General features: G+C 71.6%; 24 protein-coding genes. 20 read left to right on the top strand and 4 right to left on the bottom strand.

All coding sequences use genetic code 11. The annotated features are described in order from the left end of the window. Positions 1-15 precede the first annotated feature (15 nt). From cpaB to BIV23_RS15030, 13 genes are all read left to right on the top strand, one after another. Entirely contained in the window at positions 16-738 is a 723-nt protein-coding gene (gene cpaB, locus BIV23_RS14970) for a Flp pilus assembly protein CpaB (protein WP_071381309.1), read from the top strand. 12 nt (positions 739-750) lie between these two features. Continuing rightward, positions 751-1,986 (top strand): CpaE/TadZ family protein, encoded by a 1,236-nt coding sequence (locus BIV23_RS14975; protein WP_071381310.1) that lies wholly within the window; start codon positions 751-753, stop codon positions 1,984-1,986. A 7-nt stretch (positions 1,987-1,993) separates the two neighbouring features. Beyond that, positions 1,994-2,374 (top strand): pilus assembly protein, encoded by a 381-nt coding sequence (locus tag BIV23_RS14980; RefSeq protein ID WP_071381375.1) that lies wholly within the window; start codon positions 1,994-1,996, stop codon positions 2,372-2,374. 1 nt (position 2,375) lies between these two features. Further along, positions 2,376-2,726, top strand: coding sequence for a TadE/TadG family type IV pilus assembly protein (locus BIV23_RS14985; protein WP_071381311.1), 351 nt, complete (start codon positions 2,376-2,378; stop codon positions 2,724-2,726). A gap of 18 nt (positions 2,727-2,744) precedes the next feature. Beyond that, entirely contained in the window at positions 2,745-4,082 is a 1,338-nt protein-coding gene (locus tag BIV23_RS14990) for a TadA family conjugal transfer-associated ATPase (protein WP_071381312.1), read from the top strand. Positions 4,083-4,092: 10 nt separating this feature from the next. Then, positions 4,093-5,037, top strand: coding sequence for a type II secretion system F family protein (locus tag BIV23_RS14995; RefSeq protein WP_071381313.1), 945 nt, complete (start codon positions 4,093-4,095; stop codon positions 5,035-5,037). Between the two features lie 28 nt (positions 5,038-5,065). Further along, a complete protein-coding gene (locus BIV23_RS15000; RefSeq protein ID WP_177239898.1) occupies positions 5,066-5,956 on the top strand; it encodes a DUF5936 domain-containing protein in 891 nt (296 codons plus the stop codon). Positions 5,957-5,963: 7 nt separating this feature from the next. Then, on the top strand, positions 5,964-7,409 hold the full coding sequence (locus BIV23_RS15005) for a sensor histidine kinase (protein WP_245790524.1): 1,446 nt from the start codon (positions 5,964-5,966) through the stop codon (positions 7,407-7,409). Further along, positions 7,406-8,146, top strand: coding sequence for a response regulator (locus BIV23_RS15010; RefSeq protein ID WP_071381315.1), 741 nt, complete (start codon positions 7,406-7,408; stop codon positions 8,144-8,146). The genes BIV23_RS15005 and BIV23_RS15010 overlap by 4 nt, the downstream gene beginning before the upstream one ends. Positions 8,147-8,247: 101 nt before the next feature. Next, positions 8,248-8,445 carry a Flp family type IVb pilin gene (locus tag BIV23_RS15015; protein WP_071381377.1) on the top strand — a complete coding sequence of 66 codons (198 nt, stop codon included), beginning with the start codon at positions 8,248-8,250 and terminating at the stop codon, positions 8,443-8,445. Next, positions 8,445-9,041, top strand: a complete 597-nt coding sequence (locus BIV23_RS15020) for a pilus assembly protein TadG-related protein (RefSeq protein WP_079173169.1) — start codon at positions 8,445-8,447, stop codon at positions 9,039-9,041. The genes BIV23_RS15015 and BIV23_RS15020 overlap by 1 nt, the downstream gene beginning before the upstream one ends. Before the next feature lie 61 nt (positions 9,042-9,102). Next, a complete protein-coding gene (locus tag BIV23_RS15025) occupies positions 9,103-9,687 on the top strand; it encodes a hypothetical protein (RefSeq protein ID WP_071381316.1) in 585 nt (194 codons plus the stop codon). 7 nt (positions 9,688-9,694) lie between these two features. Beyond that, the gene (locus tag BIV23_RS15030; RefSeq protein WP_071381317.1) at positions 9,695-10,309 is read left to right on the top strand and encodes an OmpA family protein; all 615 of its coding nucleotides are present in this window, start codon (positions 9,695-9,697) and stop codon (positions 10,307-10,309) included. A 6-nt stretch (positions 10,310-10,315) separates the two neighbouring features. On the opposite strand, the gene BIV23_RS15035 is transcribed toward BIV23_RS15030, so the two are convergent. Further along, the gene (locus tag BIV23_RS15035; RefSeq protein ID WP_071381318.1) at positions 10,316-10,720 is read right to left on the bottom strand and encodes a DUF192 domain-containing protein; all 405 of its coding nucleotides are present in this window, start codon (positions 10,718-10,720) and stop codon (positions 10,316-10,318) included. An 83-nt stretch (positions 10,721-10,803) separates the two neighbouring features. On the opposite strand from BIV23_RS15035, the gene BIV23_RS15040 reads away from it, so the two are divergent. After that, positions 10,804-11,694 (top strand): LLM class flavin-dependent oxidoreductase, encoded by an 891-nt coding sequence (locus tag BIV23_RS15040; RefSeq protein ID WP_071381319.1) that lies wholly within the window; start codon positions 10,804-10,806, stop codon positions 11,692-11,694. Between the two features lie 417 nt (positions 11,695-12,111). Here BIV23_RS15040 and BIV23_RS15045 read toward each other — a convergent pair whose 3' ends face one another. Beyond that, positions 12,112-12,636, bottom strand: a complete 525-nt coding sequence (locus BIV23_RS15045) for a DinB family protein (RefSeq protein ID WP_071381320.1) — start codon at positions 12,634-12,636, stop codon at positions 12,112-12,114. Between the two features lie 51 nt (positions 12,637-12,687). On the opposite strand from BIV23_RS15045, the gene BIV23_RS15050 reads away from it, so the two are divergent. The 5 genes from BIV23_RS15050 to BIV23_RS15070 all read left to right on the top strand — a co-directional run bounded on the left by BIV23_RS15050 (position 12,688) and on the right by BIV23_RS15070 (position 19,494). Then, the gene (locus BIV23_RS15050; RefSeq protein ID WP_071381321.1) at positions 12,688-13,482 is read left to right on the top strand and encodes a class I SAM-dependent methyltransferase; all 795 of its coding nucleotides are present in this window, start codon (positions 12,688-12,690) and stop codon (positions 13,480-13,482) included. A 901-nt stretch (positions 13,483-14,383) separates the two neighbouring features. Continuing rightward, positions 14,384-15,157: an isoprenyl transferase gene (locus tag BIV23_RS15055; protein WP_071381322.1), complete on the top strand. Its 774-nt coding sequence runs from the start codon at positions 14,384-14,386 to the stop codon at positions 15,155-15,157. 421 nt (positions 15,158-15,578) lie between these two features. Then, positions 15,579-16,904 (top strand): RNA 5'-3' helicase PhoH2, encoded by a 1,326-nt coding sequence (gene phoH2, locus BIV23_RS15060; RefSeq protein ID WP_071381323.1) that lies wholly within the window; start codon positions 15,579-15,581, stop codon positions 16,902-16,904. Between the two features lie 399 nt (positions 16,905-17,303). Then, positions 17,304-18,011, top strand: coding sequence for an aggregation-promoting factor C-terminal-like domain-containing protein (locus BIV23_RS15065; RefSeq protein ID WP_177239899.1), 708 nt, complete (start codon positions 17,304-17,306; stop codon positions 18,009-18,011). A 139-nt stretch (positions 18,012-18,150) separates the two neighbouring features. After that, positions 18,151-19,494, top strand: a complete 1,344-nt coding sequence (locus tag BIV23_RS15070) for an AI-2E family transporter (RefSeq protein WP_071381325.1) — start codon at positions 18,151-18,153, stop codon at positions 19,492-19,494. A gap of 22 nt (positions 19,495-19,516) precedes the next feature. Here the strand turns inward: BIV23_RS15070 and BIV23_RS15075 are convergent, their stop codons facing one another. Beyond that, positions 19,517-20,050, bottom strand: a complete 534-nt coding sequence (locus BIV23_RS15075) for an alkyl hydroperoxide reductase (RefSeq protein WP_071381326.1) — start codon at positions 20,048-20,050, stop codon at positions 19,517-19,519. A 3-nt stretch (positions 20,051-20,053) separates the two neighbouring features. Next, a complete protein-coding gene (locus BIV23_RS15080) occupies positions 20,054-20,608 on the bottom strand; it encodes a peroxiredoxin (protein WP_071381327.1) in 555 nt (184 codons plus the stop codon). 142 nt (positions 20,609-20,750) lie between these two features. Between BIV23_RS15080 and BIV23_RS15085 the strand changes: the two genes are divergently transcribed. Further along, entirely contained in the window at positions 20,751-21,698 is a 948-nt protein-coding gene (locus tag BIV23_RS15085; protein ID WP_079173170.1) for a LysR substrate-binding domain-containing protein, read from the top strand. Positions 21,699-21,821 lie beyond the last annotated feature (123 nt).

Genomic DNA, 21,821 nt, shown 5'->3' on the forward strand with positions numbered 1-21,821 from the left:
GAGGTTGCACGGTTCATGAACTCCCGTCAGCGCCGCGGCGTGATACTGCTGATCCTGTCGGTCCTGTGCGCTCTCGGCGCGTTCGCCGGCGTGCTCTCCGTCGTCCACAACGTCGACTCCAAGGTCGGGCCCGAGGTCAGCGCCTACCGGGTCAGGTCCGACGTGAAGCCGTACACCGCCCTGGACACCGGCCAGTTCGAGAAGATCGAGATGCCGAAGCGGTGGCTGTCCGGCAACGCCGTCACCGACCTGCGGCAGATCCAGGGCAAGATCGCCGTCACCACGCTGCGCGCCGGGTCGCTCCTCCAGACCGACATGATCGTCGACCAGCCCGCCCTCCAGCCCGGACAGCAGGAGGTCGCCATCATGATCGACGCGGCGACCGGCGTCGCGGGGAAGATCACTCCGGGGTCCCGGGTGAACGTGTACGCCACCTTCGCCGGGAAGAACAACGGCGATCCCGACCAGTCGAAGATCATCGTCACCAATGCCCGGGTCCTCGACGTCGGCCGCATCACCGCCCTCGACGACTCCACCAAGAACCAGCCCCAGAGCCAGAGTCAGAGCCAGCTCAGCGAGGCCGTCCCGATCACCTTCGCGCTGTCCACCCTCGACGCCCAGCGCATCACCTACGCCGAGTCCTTCGCCCAGCGCGTGCGGCTCGCCCTGGTGGCCCCCGGCAGCGAGACCAGCGTTCCGGACAAGGACCGCACGTACCAACTCGCGACGGACAAGTGAGAGGCGGCCCGCATGCCCACCAGGATCCTCCCGGCCGGTGCGGACCCCGACGCCGTCCGCTCCCTCGTCACCCTCCTCAGCCAGCTCCCCGACGCCGAACCGCAGCCGCCCGTCGTCGACTCCACCCAGCTCCTCGACACCCTCGCCCGGCTCGCCGCCGAGTCCGTGGAGGAGCTGCCGGAGGTCGTCGTCGTCCATGAACGGGTCGGCCCGGTGCCGGCCCTCGACCTGATCCGCGAGGTCGCGCTCCGCTTCCCGGCCGTCGGGGTCATCCTCGTCACCACCGACGCGGGCCCCGGGCTGTTCGCCGCCGCCATGGACGCCGGCGCCCGCGGCCTGGTCGCGCTCCCGCTGTCGTACGAGGAACTCGCCGGCCGCGTCCAGGCCGTCGCCCAGTGGTCGACCGGGGTACGGCGCCATCTCGGCCACGGCACCGACGTGCTGGGCGGCGTCGGCGGCACGGTCGTCACGGTCAGCGGCGCCAAGGGGGGAGTGGGCACGACGCTGGCCGCCATCCAGCTCGCCCTCGCCGCGCAGGCCTCCGGCCGGCCCACCGCCCTGGTCGACCTGGACCTGCAGACCGGGGACATCGCCTCCTACCTGGACATCCAGTTCCGCCGGTCCGTCGCCGACCTCGCCTCGATCACCGACATCTCGCCCCGCGTCCTCGCCGACGCCGTCTTCCGCCACGACACCGGGCTCGCCCTGCTCCTCGCCCCCGCCGAGGGAGAGCGCGGCGAGGAGGTCGGCGACCGCGCCGCCCGGCAGATCGTCCGCGCCCTGCGCTCCCGCTACGAGGTCGTCGTCGTCGACTGCGGGGCCCAGCTGAGCGGCGCGGGCGCGGCGGCCGTGGAGATGGCGGACACCGCGCTGCTGGTCACGACCCCGGACGTGATCGCCGTACGCGCGGCCAAGCGGACCGTACGGATGTGGGACCGGCTCCAGATCCGCAAGGCCGAGGAGACGACGACCGTCGTCAACCGGCTGGCGCGCAGCTCGGAGATCCAGCCCGCGCTCGTCCGGCGCATCACGGGCACGGCGCTCGCGCGCACCGCCGTACCCGCCAATTTCAGGGAACTTCAGGCCGTCGTGGACGCGGGGCGGGTCCATGAACTCGACAGCAGGAGCACCGTGAAGCAGGCGCTGTGGGCGCTCGCCGCAGAGCTGGGCCTCGTGAAGGCGGCGGCCGAGGGGGCCCACCGGGGCGGCGGACGGGGCGCGGTGGGATTCCGGCGGCGGAAGGAGTGAGCGGGTGATGAGAAGACCCGGTGGGGACCGGGGGCAGGTCAGCATCGAGTTCCTCGGGATGACGCCGCTCATCGTGCTGACCCTGGTGCTCGTGTGGCAGGCCGTACTCGTGGGGTACACCTTCGTGCTCGCCGGGAATGCTGCGGACGAGGCGGTACGGGCGGGTACGGCGGCGGCGCCGGGCGGCGCGCGGCAGGCGGCCTGCTCGGCGGCGGGGCTGAAGGACCTGTCGGCGGCGTGGAGGGGGAGTGCCGGCGTGACGTGTGACGGGAGCGGCTATGTGACGGCCGACGTCAGGCTGCACGTCCCCGTCCTCTTCCCCGGCCTGATCGACTTCCCGGCCACGGTGACCGGCCACGCCGGCGCCGTGGAGGAGGTGAAGCACTGAGATGCCGTACCGCCGTCGCCTCCGTGGCCGGGACAGCGGCCAAGTGGCCATCGAGTACCTGGGGTTCATCCCCGTCCTGCTGATCGTCGCGCTGGCCGGGATCCAGATCGGCGTCGTCGCCTACGCCGCCGAGCAGGCCGGTACGGCGGCCCGGGCCGGGGCGCGGGCCGCCTCCCTGCGGCAGGACGCCCAGCAGGCCTGCGCCGGAGCCGTCAGCGGCGGCATCACGGTGAGCTGCTCGTCCGGCGCCGGCGGCGACTCCGTGACCGTCACGGCCACCGTCCGCATCCCGAAGATCGTCTGGGACTTCGGCGACGCCACCAAGACCGCCACCATGCCCCTCGACCACTGACCCGGGAGAAGCGATTCCATGAGCCTGCGGGCACGCATCGGCACTCCGGAGGAGCACGGCAGCCGGGGCGAGGACGGCCATCTGGTCGCCTCCTACCGGGCCAAGCTGCTGGAGGAGATCGACCTCGCGGAGATGAGCTCGCTCGCGGCGGCCGAACGCCGGGCGCGGCTGGAGCGCGTGCTCGGACACATCATCAGCCGCGAGGGCCCGGTGCTGTCGACGGCCGAGCGCGCTCAGCTGATCCGCCGGGTGGTGGACGAGGCGCTCGGCCTCGGCATCCTGGAGCCGCTGCTGGAGGACGCGTCGATCACCGAGATCATGGTGAACGGCCCCGACGCGATCTTCGTCGAGCGCGGGGGCCGCGTCGAGCAGCTGCCGCTGCGGTTCGTCTCCGCCGACCAGCTGATGCAGACCATCGAGCGGATCGTGTCCACGGTGAACAGAAGGGTCGACGAGTCGAACCCGATGGTGGACGCCCGCCTGCCCTCCGGCGAGCGCGTGAACGTCATCATCCCGCCGCTGTCCCTGACCGGCCCGATCCTCACCATCCGCCGCTTCCCGCGCTCCTTCACCCTCCAGGAGCTGATCTCCTTCGGCTCGCTGGACGAGCACATGGTGTATCTGCTGGCGGGGCTGGTGCAGGCGAAGTTCAACATCATCGTCTCGGGCGCCACCGGCACCGGCAAGACGACCCTGCTCAACGCCCTGTCCGGGCTCATCCCCTCCCACGAGCGGATCATCACCATCGAGGACTCCGCCGAACTCCAGCTCCAGCAGACGCACGTGGTCCGGCTGGAGTCCCGCCCGCCGAACGTCGAGGGCAAGGGCCAGGTCACCATCCGCGACCTCGTCCGCAACTCCCTCCGGATGCGCCCCGACCGGATCGTGGTCGGCGAGGTCCGCGGCGGCGAGTCCCTGGACATGCTCCAGGCGATGTCCACCGGCCACGACGGCTCGCTCGCGACCGTGCACGCCAACAGCGCCGAGGACGCGCTGACCCGCCTGCAGACCCTCGCCTCCATGTCCGACGTCGAGGTCCCCTTCGTCGCGCTGCACGACCAGATCAACAGCGCCGTCGACGTCATCGTCCAGCTCACCCGGTTCGGCGACGGCGCCCGCCGCGTCACCGAGATCGCCCTGCTCGACAGCCACGGCGGGGAGCCGTACCGGCTGGCGACGGTCGCCCGCTTCGACGCCCAGCCGATGACGGCCGACGGCCGGGTGTACGGCAGCTTCCAGTACTTCCCCCTCCCGCGCCGCGCCGCCGACCGCCTCTACATGGCGGGCCAGCCCCTCCCGCAGGCCTTCGGCGTGGCCCACACGGCGGCCCAGCTCACCACCCGAGAAGCCAGGTAGGACCAGGACCATGGAACTGCACACCCTCGTCCAGCTCACCACCGGTGTGACGCTGCTGGCCTGCGCCCTGGCGGTGGCCGGGCTGTACGCCTACGCCGCGGGCCGGGCCCAGCGCGCCGCCCTCGTGGACCGGCTCACCCACGCCGGTCCGGAGTCGGCAGGCGGCCGCCGGCGCCGCTTCCGCGACGTGGACCGGCGACTGCGCCGTACCCGCTTCGGCCGCTGGCTGGAACGGCGGCTCGCCGCCACCGGACTGGACGTCACCCCGGGCGAGTTCTTCGTCTGCATGCTCGCCGTGGTCGCCGCGCTCTGGCTGATCGGCCAGGCCACCCTGGCCCCCTTCTTCGGGCCGCTGGCCGGCCTGCTCGGCATCGGTGCGGCCGTGCAGTTCCTCAACTGGCAGCGCCAGAAACGCATCGAGCGCTTCATCGGCCAACTCCCGGAACTGGCCCGCATCCTGGCCAACGCCACCCAGGCCGGCCTCGCCCTGCGCACCGCGATCGGCATGGCGGCCGAGGAGCTGGAGGCCCCGGCGGGCGAGGAACTGGCCAAGGTCTCCGACCAGTTGGCGATCGGCCAGTCCCTGGACGACGCGCTGGGCGAACTGGCCGACCGGCTGCCGTCCCGTGAACTGGTCGTCCTGGTCACGACCCTCGTCCTCTCGAACCGGGCCGGTGGCCAGGTGGTCGGCGCCCTGCGCAACCTGACCGAGACGCTGGAGGAGCGCAAGGAGACGAGACGCGAGATCCGCACCCAGCTCTCCCAGGTGACCATGACGTCGTACGCCGTGCCCGTCCTCGGCGTCGGCGCGCTGTTCCTGATGAACGGCGTCAAGGCCGGCGCGCTGGACCGCATGACCGGCTCACCGGTCGGCCAGGCCTGCGTGGTCGTCGCCTTCGCGATGTACGCCGTCGGCTTCGTCCTCATCCGGCGCCTGAGCCGGATCGACGTGTGAGGGGGCGGACGATCCGATGGTGGGTCCGATGACGGGAATCCTGCTCGCGCTGCTGATGGGCCTCGGCGTCTGGGGCGTCTTCGCCGGTCTGCGCATGTACCGCGCGGACGCCAAGCTCCCCGGCGACCTCGCCGTCGCCCTGGAGGTCGGTGCCACCCGCACCGGCGCGGTCGGCTCGGTCATCGACCGCATGGGCATGCGCTACGCCCCCGCCGTGCTGCGCCTGATGGGCCCGCGCCTGGTCGCCCGCTACCGCCGCAAGATCGACCTCGCGGGCAACCCCGGCGGCCTGACGATAGACCGCTACGCGGCCCGGCGGGCGGTCTACGGCGCGCTCGGCCTCGTCGGCTTCCTGGTCTTCCTCCTGCGCGGCCAGTGGTTCGTCGCCGTACTGCTGCTGCTCTTCGGCGCGTTCTGGACGGAGGTCGGCATCTGGTCGGCGATCCGGGTCCGCAAGGACGTCATCGAGCGCACCCTGCCCGACTTCCTCGACGTGCTCGCGGTCGTGGTCAGCGCCGGACTCGGCTTCCGTCAGGCCCTGGACCGGGTGGCCGCCCACTACGAGGGTCCCTGGGCCGACGAACTGCGCATCACCCTGCGCCAGATGGACCTCGGCATGAGCCGCCGCCAGGCCTTCGCGGAGCTGCGGCGGCGCAACGACTCCGAGCAGGTGGCGATGTTCGTGACGGCACTCCAGCAGGGCGAGGAGCTGGGCGCGCCGATCGTCGACACGCTCGTCTCCCTGGCGAAGGACATGCGCCGCACCGACGCCCAGAACGCCCGCCGCAAGGCCGCCCGCGCGGTGCCGAAGGCCACGCTGATGATCACCACGTTCATGGTCCCGGCCACGATGCTCCTGCTGGGCGCCGGCCTGATCCTGGGCTCCGGCGTGGACTTCGGCTCGCTCACGGGGAAGTGAGACGGAGATGACGGTGGCCGGGGCGACGGAGCGGAGCGGGGGGCCGACGGGCGCGTGGCCGAGGGGGGCCGACGGCCCGTTCGGAGTGCGGCTGAGGCGGATCGGGGGGCGGCTGACCGGGATCGGCGGCTGGTTCGTACGTCGGCCGAAAGCGGCGGCCGGTGCGGCAGCCGAGGCCGGTACGACGGCACGGCAGACCGAACCCTCCGAGAAGATCCAGGTCAGCGCGCTCCAGGCGCTGTGCCGGCAGGTCTTCGGGTTCCGGCTGGCGATGATCGCCCTGGCGGCACCGGCGGCCCTGCTCCACGCGGCCCCGGGGCTGGGCGTCCGCCTGGTCGGCGTGGCCGTGGTCGTCACCTTCATGGTGTCCTACGTCCTCTTCCGCGACTGGGAACGCTTCGGCCCCCTCCTGCTGCGCCACCCCAGCCTCCTCGCCGCCGACACCCTCCTCGGCTCGCTCCTCCTCGTCTCGGCCGGCCCGGACACGACGCTGGCCTACGTCAGCGTGTGCACCCCGCTGCTGGCCGGGCTGGTGTACAGCTGGCGCGGCGCGGCCTGCTTCGCCTCTCTGCAGGGCCTGATCCTGCTGCTGGTCCACGCCACGTTGAAGGCCGACCGGCACGCACCGGTGGCCGAGGCCCTGCTCCTGCCCGGCCTGTGCGTCATCTCCGGCGCCATGGGCTCGACCCTGCGGGGCCTGATGCTCCGCTTCGGCGCCGCGACCCAGGCCCTGACGACGACCCAGGCACGCCTCGCGGCGGCGGAGGCGGTGAGCGCCGAGCGCGCCCGGCTGGCCCGCGAGATGCACGACTCCGTGGCCAAGACCCTGTACGGCGTGGCCCTGGCGGCCGACGGCCTGGCCGCCACCGCCTCGGCCGAGTCGCCCGACCCGGTCCGCGTCAGGTCCGAGGCCGACCTGGTGTCCCGCTCGGCGCGCAGGGCGGCGGCGGAGTCGAGAGAACTGCTGCGGGATCTGCGCCAGGAGGCGGCGCCCGAGAGCCGCGACGAGGCACCGCTGTGGCCCGAACTGCGGTCGTACGCCCACGACTTCACGGCCCGCACGGGCCTACCGGTGACGTGCGCACTCCCGCCCCCGGAGGCCCCGCCCCTGCCGCTGCCCTCCCCCCTGGCCCGCCACCTGCTGTCCATCACGGCGGAGGCGCTGGAGAACGTCCAGCGGCACGCGTCCGCGACCCACGTCGAGGTGCGGGCAGGGATCCACGGCCACCTGCTGCGCCTGTCGGTCCACGACGACGGCACCGGCCTGCCGCCGGACACGACCCTGGACCGGCTCCGGGCGTCCGGCCACTTCGGTCTGCTCGGCATGGTCGAGCGGGCGGCCCAGGCGGGCGCCCGGATCCGGATCGGCCGGGGCGACCGGGAACGGGGCACGGAGGTACGCGTCGAACTTCCCCTGCCGATCGTGGCCGGGCCCGAGAGGAGGCACCGATGAACCCCTTCCCGCCGCGCACGGACGCCGCACCGCCGCTGCGGCTGCTGGTGGCCGACGACAACCCCGTGGTCCGGGCGGGCCTGACGGCTCTGCTGTCCGGGCGGGCGGACACCACGGTGGTGGCGGAGGCGACGGACGGCCGCGAGGCTTACGAAGCCGCGCTGCGGCACCGCCCGGACGTCATCCTCCTCGACGTCCGGATGCCGGGGGTCGACGGAATCTCGGCATTGCCGCACCTGGTGCGACTGGCCCCCGTCATGATGCTCACGTACAGCCACGAGACGGAGACCGTGCGGGAGGCGTTGCGGCTGGGGGCGGGGGGCTATCTGGTGCACGGCGAGTTCACCACGGAGCAGCTGGTGCGGGCCGTACGGGATGTGCGCGAGGGCCGGCCGCATGTGACGCCGGGGGCGGCGAAGGCGTTGCTGGAAGGGATCAAGTCAAGTGCATCTGCATACACCGACCCTCAACTTCCCCCTATTTTACAGGAAAGCTCAACCAAACGTCTTTCGCATATGCAACCATCCATGGGACAGTCGTCCCGGTCCCGGTACCGGCTGAGTACGAGGGAGGCGGAGATCATGGACCTCATCGCGTCCGGCATGACCAACCAGCAGATCGCCGCCGCCTGCTTCATCAGCGAGAAGACGGTCAAGAACCACATCAACCGCATCTTCGCCAAGCTCCAGACCACCACCAGATCCCAGGCCGCGGCGAAGTGGCTGGGGGTGGCGTGACATGGGGGAGTGGGCCTGGAGTTGGGCCCAGGGGCCCTGTGGCCACCGCCACGTCCGGCCGTACGGTGCCCGGATCGGAGGCGAAGCTGGAGGGGAAAACCGTGAGCAAATGGTTCAACACCACCGTCGCGTACCTGCAGACCCGCGCCGCCCGCAGCGACCGGGGCCAGACCGCGGTGGAGTACCTCGGCATCATCGCGGTGGTCGTGGCGATCGTGCTGGCGATCACGGGTACGAGCATCGGGCAGACGATCTTCGATGCGATCCGGACCAAGATCGCCCAGGTCACCGGCGGCTGATCTCTCCGCGCAACGACGCAGGGCAGGCCTTCCCCATCTACATCACGGTGGTGGCAGGCCTGCTCTTTCTCGCTCTGGCCTATCTCGCCGTCGGCCAGGCCTCCGTGAACAGGAGCGGAGCACAGACGGCCGCTGACGCGGCAGCCCTCGCCGCTGCGCAGAACACACGCGACCAGCTCGCAGGCGCCTGGGTGAAGGTCCTGCTCGACCCGACGAAGTGGCAGGACATCCTCGACGGCAGGGCGGGGATCGATGACCCAGGCGCTCCGTGCGGGCGGGCCCAGGTCCTCGCCGCGCAGAACGACGCCCGGCTGAGCGCCTGTTCCTCCCCGGAACTGCTGAAGTACCGGGCCGACGTGGAGACGAACAAGTCCGTCGGCCATTCCGTCGTACCCGGGACGGAGAACGTCAGGTCGTCGGCGCATGCCGTCGCCGAGATGGAACCCCTCTGCACGTTCAAGCTTCCCGGCGCGGGTGCCAAGGGCGCCGCTCTGCCCGAACTCACCTGCAAGGACAAGGTCTGGCAGCCCAAGCCGGACGATCCGGCGGGGCTCCCGAAGCCCGAAGACCTCTTCGACGTCCACCTGGCCGGCTGAGCCGACCGGGCCGTGCGAGCCGACCGACAAGCGAACGATGAATGACGAAGGAAGCGGAGCGATGAGCATTCGGTTCACTGCGAAGGCCCGCAGGGGGGTGGTCGCGTGGGCTCTCGCGGCCGGTCTGGCCGTCGGCGTGACGGGTTGTGGCGGCAGCGGTGGCGATGACGGCAAGAAGCCGCACAGCTCGCCGTCCGCCTCCAAGACGGGTGACTCCGGCCCGAGCCCCCAGGAGGGCCAGTCGGACCAGCCGCTCGCCGAACTGAGGGGGTCGGGCGGCCTGCTGCTCCAGATCACGTCCGCGCAACGTGATTCCGGTGGCTTCGTCACGGTGAACGGCAACCTGAAGAACGACGCGGCCAAGGAGCTGCTCATCCCGGCCGCCCTCAGCGGCAACGAAACCGAGATCACCAAGAACGGCCCGTCCCTGGGCGGTGCCACCCTCGTCGACTCCAAGGGCAGGAAGCGCTACTACGTACTCCGCGACACGGAAGGCCGTCCGCTCACCACGACCGGCCTGGGCACGCTGCAAGGAGGCCAGGCCCTGCCGGTGTTCATGCAATTTCCCTCGCCGCCCACGGACACCACCGAAGTGACCCTCCAGCTGCCGACGTTCACCTCCGCCAGCATCAAGATCTCCGGGTGAGGCACCAGTGACCCCCACCCGTCTCGCGCTCACCCTCACCGCCGCCACGCTGCTGCTCACCGCCACCCCGGCCCGGGCCGACGGCACCGACCCCAGCCAGCCCCCCGACACCGCGCCGTCCGCCGCGGCCCCGGTGAAGATCGACCCCACCTCGCCGAACCTGAAGCTCCCCGAGGGCGCCACCCTGGCCGCGCCCAAGGTGCTGGACATCAAGTCGGTCGTGGAGGAGCAGAGCGGGGACGAACGCCGCGAGGACACCAACGCGGACGTCACCTTCGCACTGCAGGCCGAGGTCCTGTTCAGCAAGGACAGCGCCAAGCTCAGCGACGACGCGAAGTCCCGCATCACCACCATCGCCGACGAGATCAAGAAGCAGAACGCGACCCGGATCCGCGTCTTCGGCTTCACCGACAACCTCGGCTCCGCCGCCCACGGCGACGTCCTGTCCCGCCAGCGCGCCAACGCCGTCCAGGCCGTCCTGGACCAGGACCTGAACGACCCGAACATCACTTTCGAGGTCCGCGGCTACGGCGAGCAGTACCCGATCGCCGACAACTCCACGGAGGAGGGGCGGAGGAAGAACCGGCGGGTGGAGGTGTCGTTCCCGCGCACCCAGGGCTAGAACTGCTCACCCACCTCGTACCGACCCACTGTCAACGCCCCCTGGTTCCACGCTCACCCGCACCCCCGCCCTCACCCCCCACCCCGCCATCGTCCCCGCCTCCGCCTCCAGCACGTGGCGGGACCGCAGGCGGGGTCGGCCCAGGCGGCCGGGGGGCATGGTGCGGACGGCGAGGACGGTCAGGCGGCGGTCCAGGTAGGCGACGTCGATCGGGATGCGCATGCCGAACGTGTGCACTCCGCTCGCCGGGGTCAGCAGCATCGCCCCGTCGATCGCGTCCCGGCCCAGCAGGCCCTTCGTGCGGGCCCGGTAGGAGGCCGCGATCTCCAGGGGGACGGACGTACCGGGTCCGGCGGCGTCCGTGCCCACGACCAGCCTGCCCCGCCCGTCCCGCCAGCGCCGTCGGCTCATCCGCTCGCCCGCCCCTCCCGCTCGACACTCCTGATCCGTAAACACGTTGCCGTTCCCCTTCCTCCCCCGTTAGGAAGGCCGGCATGACTGAACTCGGCGCCGTCTTCCGTCCCCAGCTTCCTCCCGAGCGGCTGCGGGCCGTCGTCCGGGCCGCCGACGAGGCGGGGCTCGACGAACTGTGGCTGTGGGAGGACTGTTTCCGGGAGGGCGGGATCTCGACCGCCGCCGCGGCGCTCGCCTGGAGCGAGCGGGTGCGGGTCGGGGTCGGACTGCTGCCCGTCCCGCTGCGGAACGTGGCCCTCACCGCGATGGAGGCCGCCTCCCTGCACCGTATGTTCCCCGGCCGCGCCACCCTCGTCGTCGGGCACGGCGTACAGGACTGGATGGGCCAGGTCGGCGCCCGCCCCGCCTCGCCGCTCACCCTCCTCGGCGAGCATCTCGACGCCCTGCGCGCGCTCCTCGCCGGCGAACGGCTCACCGTGCGGGGGCGGTACGTGTCCCTCGACGACGTCGCCCTCGACTGGCCGCCGACGTCGGCGGTACCCGTCCTCGCCGGCGCCACCGGGCCGCGCACCCTCCGCCTCTCCGGCGCCAGGGCCGACGGCGCCGTCCTCACCGCCGCCACCCCGCCGGACGGCGTACGGCAGGCGCGGCGGCTCATCGAGGAGGGGCAGCGGGAGGCCGGGCGGGCCGGTGAACCGCACCGGGTCGTCGCCTACCTGCTGACCGCCACGGGCGCCGACGCCGAGGCCCGGCTGCGGGCCGAACTCGCGGCCGAGGGGCTGGAGTCGGTGCCGGACCTCGGGGTCGCCGGTGACGCGGCCACCGTGGCCGAGGCCGTACGGCGGCTCGCCGAGGCCGGTGCCGGCACCGTCGTGCTCCAGCCGACCGGCGACGAACCCGACCCGGAGCGCTTCGTCCGGTTCACCGCCGAGGAGGTCCGGCCCCTGGTACGAACCGCCCCCCGGCCGTGAGCACCGACGTCCTCCCGGCCCCCTGGAGGCTCCCCTTCGCACCGGCCCGGGAAGCGCTGCGGGCCGGAAGCCGACCTGTCGGGGCCGTGCTGTACGACCCGGAGGGGAACGTCGTCGCCGTCGGGCGCAACCGCAGCCGGGCGGCCGTCGCCCCGCCGGGGCCCCGCCCGCGGGGCACGGCGAGAGGGACCGCTGTCCGGTGCGCTGCGGCCGCTCGCGCGGTTCGGCGGGCTGCTGACGGAGGTGTGGGAGGCGCGGTACCGGCCGGAGCGGGTGCCCGTGGCCGCCCCCGCCCGGCGGCTGCTGACCGCCGGGCTGCTCGACGCGCCGACCGCCGACGCGGCGTACGCCCTGGCCCGTCCGGAGACGGCCAATCCGGAGACGGCCGGCCCCCCATGACCGCCCGCCCGCATCCGCTCAGCCCGTCGTACCCCGGCGCGGCGGGTGGTCGCCCGTCGTGCCGTCGATCAGTTCCCGCAGGATGTCCATGTGCCCGGCGTGCCGTGCGGTCTCCTCGACCATGTGGACGAGCGTCCAGCGCAGGCTGACGGTGATGTCCCGCCAGGCCGGGCGGCCCTGCGTGGCCGGCGGCAGCTCCGTGATCACCACGTCGGCGGCGGCGCGGGCCCGGCCGTAGAAGGCGATGATCTGCTCCGTCGTCTCCTCGGGGGTGGTCCGCATGTCGTCGTACGGGTCGAACCACAACGGCTCGGCCCGTCCGCCGAACGTCTCCACGAACCAGCCGTACTCGACGGCGGCCAGATGCTTCACCAGGCCCAGCAGGTTCGTGCCGGTCGGTGTCATCGGCCGGCGCAGCTGCTCGTCGTCGAGGCCCTCCAGTTTCCACAGCACCGCGTCCCGGTGCCGGTCCAGGCTCGCGTGCAGTGTCTGCTTCTCGTCGGCGGAGTACGTCGGCGCAGGGGCCGTTCCGGAGGTCGTCATGGGCGCGGAAATTAGCAGGCCGTACCGACACCGGACTGCGATCATGCGGGTATGACCGCCATGCCGACACATCGTTCTTTCGAGGACCTCGTGGCCGAAGGGGCCGCCGTGCCGACCGAGGGCTGGGACTTCTCGTGGTTCGAGGGGCGAGCCACCGAGGAGCGGCCTTCGTGGGGGTACGCCGTGCTGGCGGGGGAGCGGCTGGCCCGGGCGGAGGCGGTGCTCGACATCCAGACCGGAGGCGGTGAGGTGCTGGACTTCGCGCTGGGCCGCGCCGAGCCGGCCCGGCCCGTGCTGGTCGCCGCCACGGAGGGCTGGCCGCCGAACGTCGCCAAGGCCACCGCGCTGCTGCGGCCGCGCGGCGCGGTGGTCGTCGCCGCCCCGGACGACGCGCCGCTGCCGTTCGCCGACGGGGCCTTCGACCTGGTGCTCAGCCGGCATCCGGTGCGCCCGTACTGGGACGAGATCGCCCGGGTGCTGCGCCCCGGCGGCGCGTATCTCGCCCAGCACGTCGGGCCGGCCAGCGTCTTCGAGCTCGTCGAGTACTTCCTCGGGCCGCTGCCCGCCGAGGTGCGCGCCGGCCGGGACCCCGAGCGGGAGCGGGCCGAGGCCGAGGCGGCCGGCCTGGACGTCGTCGGGCTGCGCGCGGAGAGGCTGCGGACGGAGTTCCACGACATCGCCGCCGTCGTCCACTTCCTGCGCAAGGTGGTGTGGATGGTCCCGGGCTTCACGGTGGCGGCGTACGAGCCCCAACTCCGCGCGCTGCACGAGCGCATCGGGCAAGAGGGGCCCTTCGTGGCGCACAGCACCCGGCATCTCTTCGATGCCCGCAAGCCAGTCCGCTGACGGTCCGAGGGACGCTCCGAGGACGGTACGCGGACGGGTGGGACAGACAGGGGAAACGGGGTGGAAACGGGCGTGGTTCAGGCGTGATTCACCCGGGGTTTCCTCATTGTTATGCGCTCGGGTTCACATCCGCCCCACACGTCACGTAAGTTCAGACCAAGGTAATTCGCGTGAGCAAAGCTGCGCGGCCGGTACCGCGCAGTGGAGGGGGCTGCGCGGTGCCGTGAGCCCGTCGGGTCTCCGTGTGGCGCCGTGGCGGAACCGTCAAGTCGTCGTTCGCGGGCCGGGTAGCCCGTCGGGGGGACCCGCGGGCAACTCACCGCAGAGTCCGCAAGATGGCTCAAACCTCATGAATTCTTCCGAATGCCTTCGTGGCCGACCGGTTTTCCCTGGGATTCCGCTGTGAACCAGCCATGAGCCACCCCTGAATCCAGGCTTCCGCGATCGTCGGGGCGTCGCCGGATGATTCCGGAGAGTAGTTGTTCCACGCCGATGCACCCACCATCCCTTACGAAGGGTTATGGTGGAAACCCCCCCTCGGGCCGGTCCGTCTCCCCCCCACGGACCGGCCCGTTTTTTCTGTCCGCACTCCGGAACCGCTCGGCACCGGGCCGACGTCCCCATCAGGGAGGGCGCGGGGCTGTGTCCTGCATGCGGCCCCGCCGCATGGGTGCGAAGAACCCACCGACCGCAGCCCACCGACCGCAGCCCACCGACCCGCGGTCCACCGACCGCGGTCCGCCGATCCACAGCCCACGACCCCCAGCCGACGACGAACCCGCACGAACCCCTCAGTCCCAAACCCCGGGCCGTGGCAAGCCCCGAGCACCGGTAGGCTCGACGCCTCAGGCGCCGCACGGCTCCGGCACCCACCTCTCCCGTCAATCCCCCGGAGGGCCACGTGAACCTGCGCGACACCCTGCGCAGCCTGCTCGTCAGGCTCTACGCACGCCGGGTGGAGGGCCACCTGGACCACGATCAGGTGCCCAAGCACATCGGCGTCATCATGGACGGCAACCGCCGCTGGGCGAAGGCGTCCGGCTCGACCACCGTCCACGGCCACCGGGCCGGCGCCGAGAAGATCGAGGAGTTCCTCGGCTGGTGCACCGAGACCGACGTCGAGGTCGTCACCCTCTGGCTGCTGTCCACGGACAACTTCGACCGGCCGCAGGACGAGCTCGTCCCCCTGCTCGGCATCATCGAGGGCGTCGTCCGCTCCCTCGCCGCCGACGGCCGCTGGCGGGTCCACCATGTGGGCGCGCTCGACCTGCTGCCGGGCGCAATGCAGCACACCCTGAAGGAGGCCGAGGAGGCCACCGCCCACGTCGACGGAATAGTGGTCAACGTGGCCATCGGCTACGGCGGCCGGCAGGAGATCGCCGACGCCGTGCGCTCCATGCTGCTCGACGCGCACGACCGGGGCGTGGCGATGGACGACCTCGCCGAGTCCGTCGACGTCGACATGATCGGACGTCACCTCTACACCAGCGCGCAGCCCGACCCGGACCTCGTCATCCGCACCAGCGGCGAGCAGCGGCTGTCCGGATTCATGCTCTGGCAGACCGCTCACTCGGAGTACTACTTCTGCGAGGTCTTCTGGCCGGCCTTCCGCAAGGTCGACTTCCTGCGCGCGCTGCGCGACTACGCCGCACGTCACCGCCGTTACGGCGGCTGACCTCCCGCCGCACGCCCCGTCGCCGCCCGGTGACGGGGCGTTGTCGTGCGCCCCGGTTCAGAAGGACGCCACCAGGAGTTCACCGGCGCGCTGTTGGCCGCATTTGCATGGCGGCGCATGTTCAAGGGCATAAGCCAGACAGGTTGACGCCCGAACCACGGGCGTCGGATCTCAGCGGGCGGCACGGGGCCGTCCGCCCGGGAGGCCCTTTGCACCAGCCCGACCGTGCGGTCACTGCACGGAAGCAGCCGCGGAGGGCCGGTCCTCGGCCCGCCGCGCGCGAGGGCCGGCGGCCGGCCTGGTCCCTGCCCGTCCTCCCGGACGGGGCTTTCCCGCCCTTGTCGGCGGGTTTTTCCCCACCCTCCCGGCCCAGTTTCCACCTCGTCGCTCCCCGACCTCATCCGAGGGGGTACGTCCTTCCGTGGTGACCAGCACAAAGCGCCACAAGCCAGACCGGCGCACCTATGTTCTCGACACCAGCGTCCTGCTGGCCGACCCGAACGCCCTGACCCGCTTCGACGAGCACGAGGTCGTGCTCCCGATCGTCGTGGTCACGGAGCTGGAGGCCAAGAGGCACCATCCTGAGCTCGGCTACTTCGCCCGGCAGGCCCTGCGCCTGCTGGACGACTACCGGGTGAAGAACGGCCGCCTCGACGCCCCCATCCCGATCGGGGAACTCGGCGGGACCGTACGGGTCGAGCTCAACCACTCGGACCCCAGCGTGCTGCCCAGCGGCTACCGCCTGGGGGACAACGACTCCCGCATCCTCGCGGTGGCCCGCAACCTACAGGCCGAGGGGTACGACGTCACCGTCGTGTCGAAGGACCTGCCGCTCCGGATCAAGGCCTCGTCCGTGGGCCTCCTCGCCGAGGAGTACCGCGCCGAACTCGCCATCACGGAGAACTCCGGCTGGACGGGGATGTCCGAACTCACCCTGCCGGGCGAGCAGGTGGACGTCCTCTTCGAGGAAGGGCACGTGTACGTCCCGGAGGCCGCCGACCTCCCGGTGCACACCGGCCTGACCATCCAGTCGGAGCGCGGCAAGGCGCTCGGCCGGGTCACCGCCGAGGGCAACGTCCGCCTGGTGCGCGGCGACCGCGAGGCGTTCGGCATCAAGGGCCGCAGCGCCGAGCAGCGCATCGCGCTCGACCTGCTGCTCGACCCGGACGTCGGCATCGTCTCGATGGGCGGCCGGGCCGGCACCGGCAAGTCGGCGCTGGCGCTGTGCGCGGGCCTGGAGGCGGTCCTGGAGCGCCGTCAGCACCAGAAGGTGATGGTCTTCCGGCCGCTGTACGCGGTCGGCGGCCAGGAGTTGGGCTATCTGCCCGGCACCGAGGCGGAGAAGATGAGCCCGTGGGCGCAGGCCGTCTTCGACACGCTGTCGGCGGTCACCAGCCGTGAGGTCATCGAGGAGGTCACCGCGCGCGGCATGCTGGAAGTGCTGCCGCTCACCCACATCCGGGGTCGCTCGCTGCACGACGCGTTCGTGATCGTCGACGAGGCGCAGTCGCTCGAACGGAACGTCCTGCTGACCGTTCTGTCCCGGATCGGCGCCAATTCACGGGTCGTTCTCACCCATGACGTGGCACAACGGGACAATCTGCGGGTCGGCCGCTACGACGGTGTCGTCGCCGTCGTGGAGAAGCTGAAGGGGCACCCGCTGTTCGCCCATGTCACGCTGACGCGGTCCGAGAGGTCCCAGATCGCGGCGCTTGTGACCGAAATGCTGGAGGAAGGTCACATCTGACCCGTACCGCAGCGCAGTTGACGCCGTCCGGCAAAGGCCAAGAGCCTAGCCGGGCGGCGTCCCGGCTTGTGGAGCTTTCCGGAAATCCCCTGGGCCAAACGGGATGTGAGCTTTCACACGCAACACAGAATTGCCACCCGGTGGCCGGTTACGGCAGAGTCTCAGTCCTGTCAGGCCCCGCATACGACACACCTGTACCCCCAGCGGTACAGCACCACAGAAGCATCACCAACTCCATAGAGCCCGTCGTATGCCGCCCGAGCACCACACGGCGCTCCCCCCGGGGGAGTTGCCCACCGGGCCCGCGCCTCCCGTGACCCCGCAGTTGGGAGGCCAGTGCCAGGGGCACGATTGCGTCCGCCAGGGTCACCGAAGCGGGCGATGCTGGAAGGAAACCGTGTGAGCCGGATTTCGGTCCGGGGATTCGCAGTGGCTTCGGCCACCGCGGTCACCGCCGTCGGAAGCGTCGTCGGAGTTGCGTCGGGCAGCGTCGCGCAGAACAACAACAACGACGCCGAGTCGACGGCTGCCGACACCACGCTCCTCGCGGACATACCCGCGGGTCAGCAGGCCCAGGTCCAGACCGCGTCCCTGACGCAGCAGGCCGACGCCCAGGCCATCGCCGCGGACGCGAGCGCCAAGAAGGACGCCGAGGCAGCGGCCCGCAAGGCAGCCGCCGACACCGCGTACGCGAAGAAGGCGGCCGCCGAGAAAGCCGCGGAGGAAGCCAAGCAGCGCACCGAGGCGAAGGCCGCGGCCAGCCGCAGCAGCGACCCCAGCCTCGGCGACGGCAGCTTCCCCGTGCAGTCCTCCTACACGGTCGCGCAGGTCCAGGCCATCGCCCGGCAGATCGTGCCGGCCGGCCAGTACCAGTGCTTCAGCAACATCGTGACCCGCGAGTCCACCTGGAACTACCAGGCGGTCAACGCCGCCTCCGGCGCCTACGGTCTGGTGCAGGCCCTGCCCGCCGGCAAGATGGCGTCCGCGGGCGCCGACTGGCGGACCAACCCGGCCACCCAGATCAAGTGGGGCCTGAGCTACATGAACGACCGGTACGGCAGCCCGTGCGACGCCTGGACCTACTGGCAGGCGAACGGCAACTACTGAGTCCGGCCGCGGCTCTCAACCTCGCGAAGCCCCTCCCCGTCCTCAGGGGAGGGGCTTTCGCCCTGTACGGTCTACCCGGATACCTCCTGGGGGAGGAGAGGTGGCGAACACGCGGGGACGCGGGGGAAGAGGACGGATCATGTCGCGAGTGCCTGGGTGGCTCGGCAAGCTCGGTGCCGGCCTCACCGAGATGAGCGAGCGCCTGGACGAGCGCCGCGCGGAGGTGGAGCAGGAGAGCGACCCGCTCGCCGTGCCCGAGCCTGCGGCTCCCGCCCCGGCCGCCGGGACCCCGGCCCCGGTCGCCGACCCCCTGCCCCCGGTCGGCCCCTCCGCACCGCCGGCCGGCCCCCGCCCCGACCCGGCCCTGGCCGTCCCCTGGGGCGTACGCGTCGCCGCCGAGGCGGGCTGGCGGCTGCTGGTCCTCGCCGGGACCGTCTGGGTGCTGATCCAGGTCATCAGCGCGGTCCAGCTGGTGGTGTTCGCCTTCGTCATCGCCCTGCTCGTCACCGCGCTGCTGCAGCCGACGGTCGCCCGGCTGACCCGCCGCGGAGTGCCGCGCGGACCGGCCACCGCGCTCACCGCCATCAGCGGGTTCGTCGTCATAGGGCTGATGGCCTGGTTCGTGACCTGGCAGGTCATGGAGAACATCGACACGCTCTCCAGCCAGATCCAGTCCGGCATCGACGACCTGCGCAACTGGCTGCTGAAGAGTCCCTTCCACGTCACCGACAAGCAGATCAACCAGATCGCCAAGAACCTGCGCGAGGCGATCGGCGCCAACACCGACCAGATAACGTCCGCCGGTCTGGAGGGCGTTCAGGTCATCGTCGACTTCCTCACCGGCCTGCTGCTGGTGTTCTTCTCGACGCTGTTCCTGCTCTACGACGGCAAGCGCATCTGGGAGTGGTTCCTGAAGCTCGTGCCCGCCGCCGCCCGCCCGGGCGTGGCCGGCGCCGGCCCGCGCGCCTGGCGCACCCTGACCGCGTACGTCCGCGGCACGGTCCTGGTCGCCCTCATCGACGCCACCTTCATCGGTATCGGCATCTACTTCCTCAACGTGCCGATGGCCGTCCCGCTGGCCGTCTTCATCTTCCTGTTCTCGTTCATCCCGCTCGTCGGCGCCGTGGCCTCCGGCGCCCTCGCGGTGATCGTGGCCCTGGTCACCCAGGGCGTCTTCACCGCGGTCATGACCCTCGTCGTCGTCCTCGCCGTGCAGCAGATCGAGGGTCACGTCCTCCAGCCGTTCATCCTCGGCCGCGCGGTCCGCGTCCACCCGCTGGCGGTGGTCCTCGCGGTCGCGGCCGGCGGCATGGTGGCCGGCATCGGCGGCGCCGTGGTGGCCGTACCGCTGGTCGCGGTGACGAACACGGTGGTCGGATATCTGAAGCAGTACTCGGAAGAGCTGCAACAGCAGAAGGCTCCCGCCCCGCCCGCGCCCGCGTCGGAGCCGGAGAACGCCGAAGACCCCGTCCACGCGGAGTGAACGGGGCCCTCGGACAGCGGCCTTACTCGGCGAGGACCGCCTCGGCCTCCAGCGTGACGCCCACGGCCTGAACCACGGAGGCGATCTTGAACGCCTCCTGGATCACGTCGCGCTCCACGCCGGCCTTGCGCAGGACCTGCTCGTGCGAGTCCAGGCACATGCCGCAGCCGTTGATCGCGGAGACCGCGAACGACCACAGCTCGAAGTCGACCTTGTCCACGCCCGGGTTGCCGATGACGTTCATCCGCAGGCCCGCGCGCAGGGTGCCGTACTCGTGGTCGGACAGCAGGTGACGCGTGCGGTAGAAGACGTTGTTCATCGCCATGATGGCGGCGGCCGACTTGGCGGCCTGGTACGCCTCTGGCGTGAGGTTCGCCTTCGCCTCCGGCTCCAGCTCACGCAGCACGATCGGGGACCGGGAGGCGATGGCGGTCGCCAGCACCGTGCCCCACAGCTGCTGCGCCGGGAGGTCGGAGTTGCCGATGACCGAGCCCAGGTTGAGCTTCAGGTCCTTGGCGTAGTCCGGGACGCGGGACTTCAGCGAGTCGAGCGACATGGGTCACTCACCGGCCAGCAGCGCGACCGGGTCCAGGGTGTCCTCGCCCTTGCTCCAGTTGCACGGGCACAGCTCGTCGGTCTGCAGGGCGTCCAGGACCCGCAGGACCTCCTTGGGGTTACGGCCCACGGAACCGGCGGTGACCATGGTGAACTGGATCTCGCGGTTCGGGTCGACGATGAAGACGGCGCGCTGCGCGAAGCCGTCCTCGCCCTCGATGCCCAGGTCGCGCATCAGCTCGTGCTTGGAGTCGGCCAGCATCGGGAACGGCAGGTCGGTCAGGTCCGGGTGGTCCTTGCGCCAGGCGTGGTGCACGAACTCGGAGTCACCGGAGAAGCCGAGGATCTGGGCGTCACGGTCGGCGAACTCGTCGTTCAGCTTCCCGAACGCGGCGATCTCGGTCGGGCAGACGAAGGTGAAGTCCTTCGGCCAGGCGAAGACGACCAGCCACTTGCCCTCGTAGGACTTGTGGTGGATCTGCTCGAACTCCTTGCCCTTCTCCAGCGAGACGCAGGCGGTCAGTTCGAACTCGGGGAACTTGTCACCGACAGTGAGCACACGCTCTCCTTGCAGCGAAGAAACACCCCTTTTGAGGGAGTTTCCCGTGGTGGGTTGGACGCTGCTGATCGTGGCACAGGGTGCATTGATTAGTGAAATAGCTACACTTGGTCTTGTTGATCGGAGGTAGTTATCAGTGACCATCAGTAGCGGCAGGCGGAGGCAGCCGAGCCTCGCACAGCTGCGGGCCTTCGCCGCCGTCGCCGAGCATCTGCACTTCCGGGACGCGGCCGCCGCGATCGGGACGAGCCAGCCCGCGCTGTCCGGCGCCGTCTCGGCACTGGAGGAGACCCTCGGGGTGACCCTCCTCGAGCGTACGACGCGCAAGGTGCTGCTCTCGCCCGCCGGTGAGCGGCTCGCGGTGCGGGCCAAGGCGGTGCTGGAGGCGGTCGGCGCGCTGCTGGAGGAGGCCGAGGCGGTCCGGGCGCCGTTCACCGGGGTGCTGCGCCTCGGCGTGATCCCCACGGTGGCGCCGTATCTGCTGCCGACCGTGCTGCGGCTCGTGCACGACCGCTACCCCCAGCTCGACCTCCAGGTGCACGAGGAGCAGACCGCGAGCCTGCTGGACGGCCTCCACTCCGGCCGCCTGGACCTGCTGTTGCTGGCCGTTCCGCTCGGCGTGCCCGGCGTGGTCGAACTACCGCTCTTCGACGAGGACTTCATGCTCGTCACCCCGCTCGACCACTGGCTCGGCGGCCGCGAGGGCATCCCGCGCGAGGCGCTGAAGGAGCTGAACCTGCTGCTCCTGGACGAGGGCCACTGCCTGCGCGACCAGGCCCTCGACATCTGCCGCGAGGCCGGCCGGGAGGACGCCCCGGTCACGACCACGGCCGCCGGTCTGTCCACGCTGGTCCAGCTCGTCGCGGGCGGCCTCGGCTGCACGCTGCTGCCGCGTACGGCGCTGAAGGTGGAGACCGCCCGCAGCAGCCAGCTGCTCACCGGCGCGTTCGCCGAGCCGGCGCCGAGCCGCCGGGTCGCCTTCGCCATGCGGGCGGGAGCGGCGCGGGCGGCCGAGTACGAGGAGCTGGCCGTGGCGCTGCGCGGGGCGCTCGCCGCGCTGCCGGTGCGGGTGCTCGGCCCGGACGCCTGAGCCCGCGAGCCACGGCGGGCTCGCGCACGTGCTGACCGCGTGCGGGCGTGACGGATTCACGGGGGAGCTGCGGTTGCCGGGCAGCCCCGGCGGCGCCTTCCGCCTCCGGGACGGACTCGTCGC

It is taken from the genome of Streptomyces monashensis (genome assembly GCF_001866665.1).
Classification (GTDB): domain Bacteria; phylum Actinomycetota; class Actinomycetes; order Streptomycetales; family Streptomycetaceae; genus Streptomyces; species Streptomyces monashensis.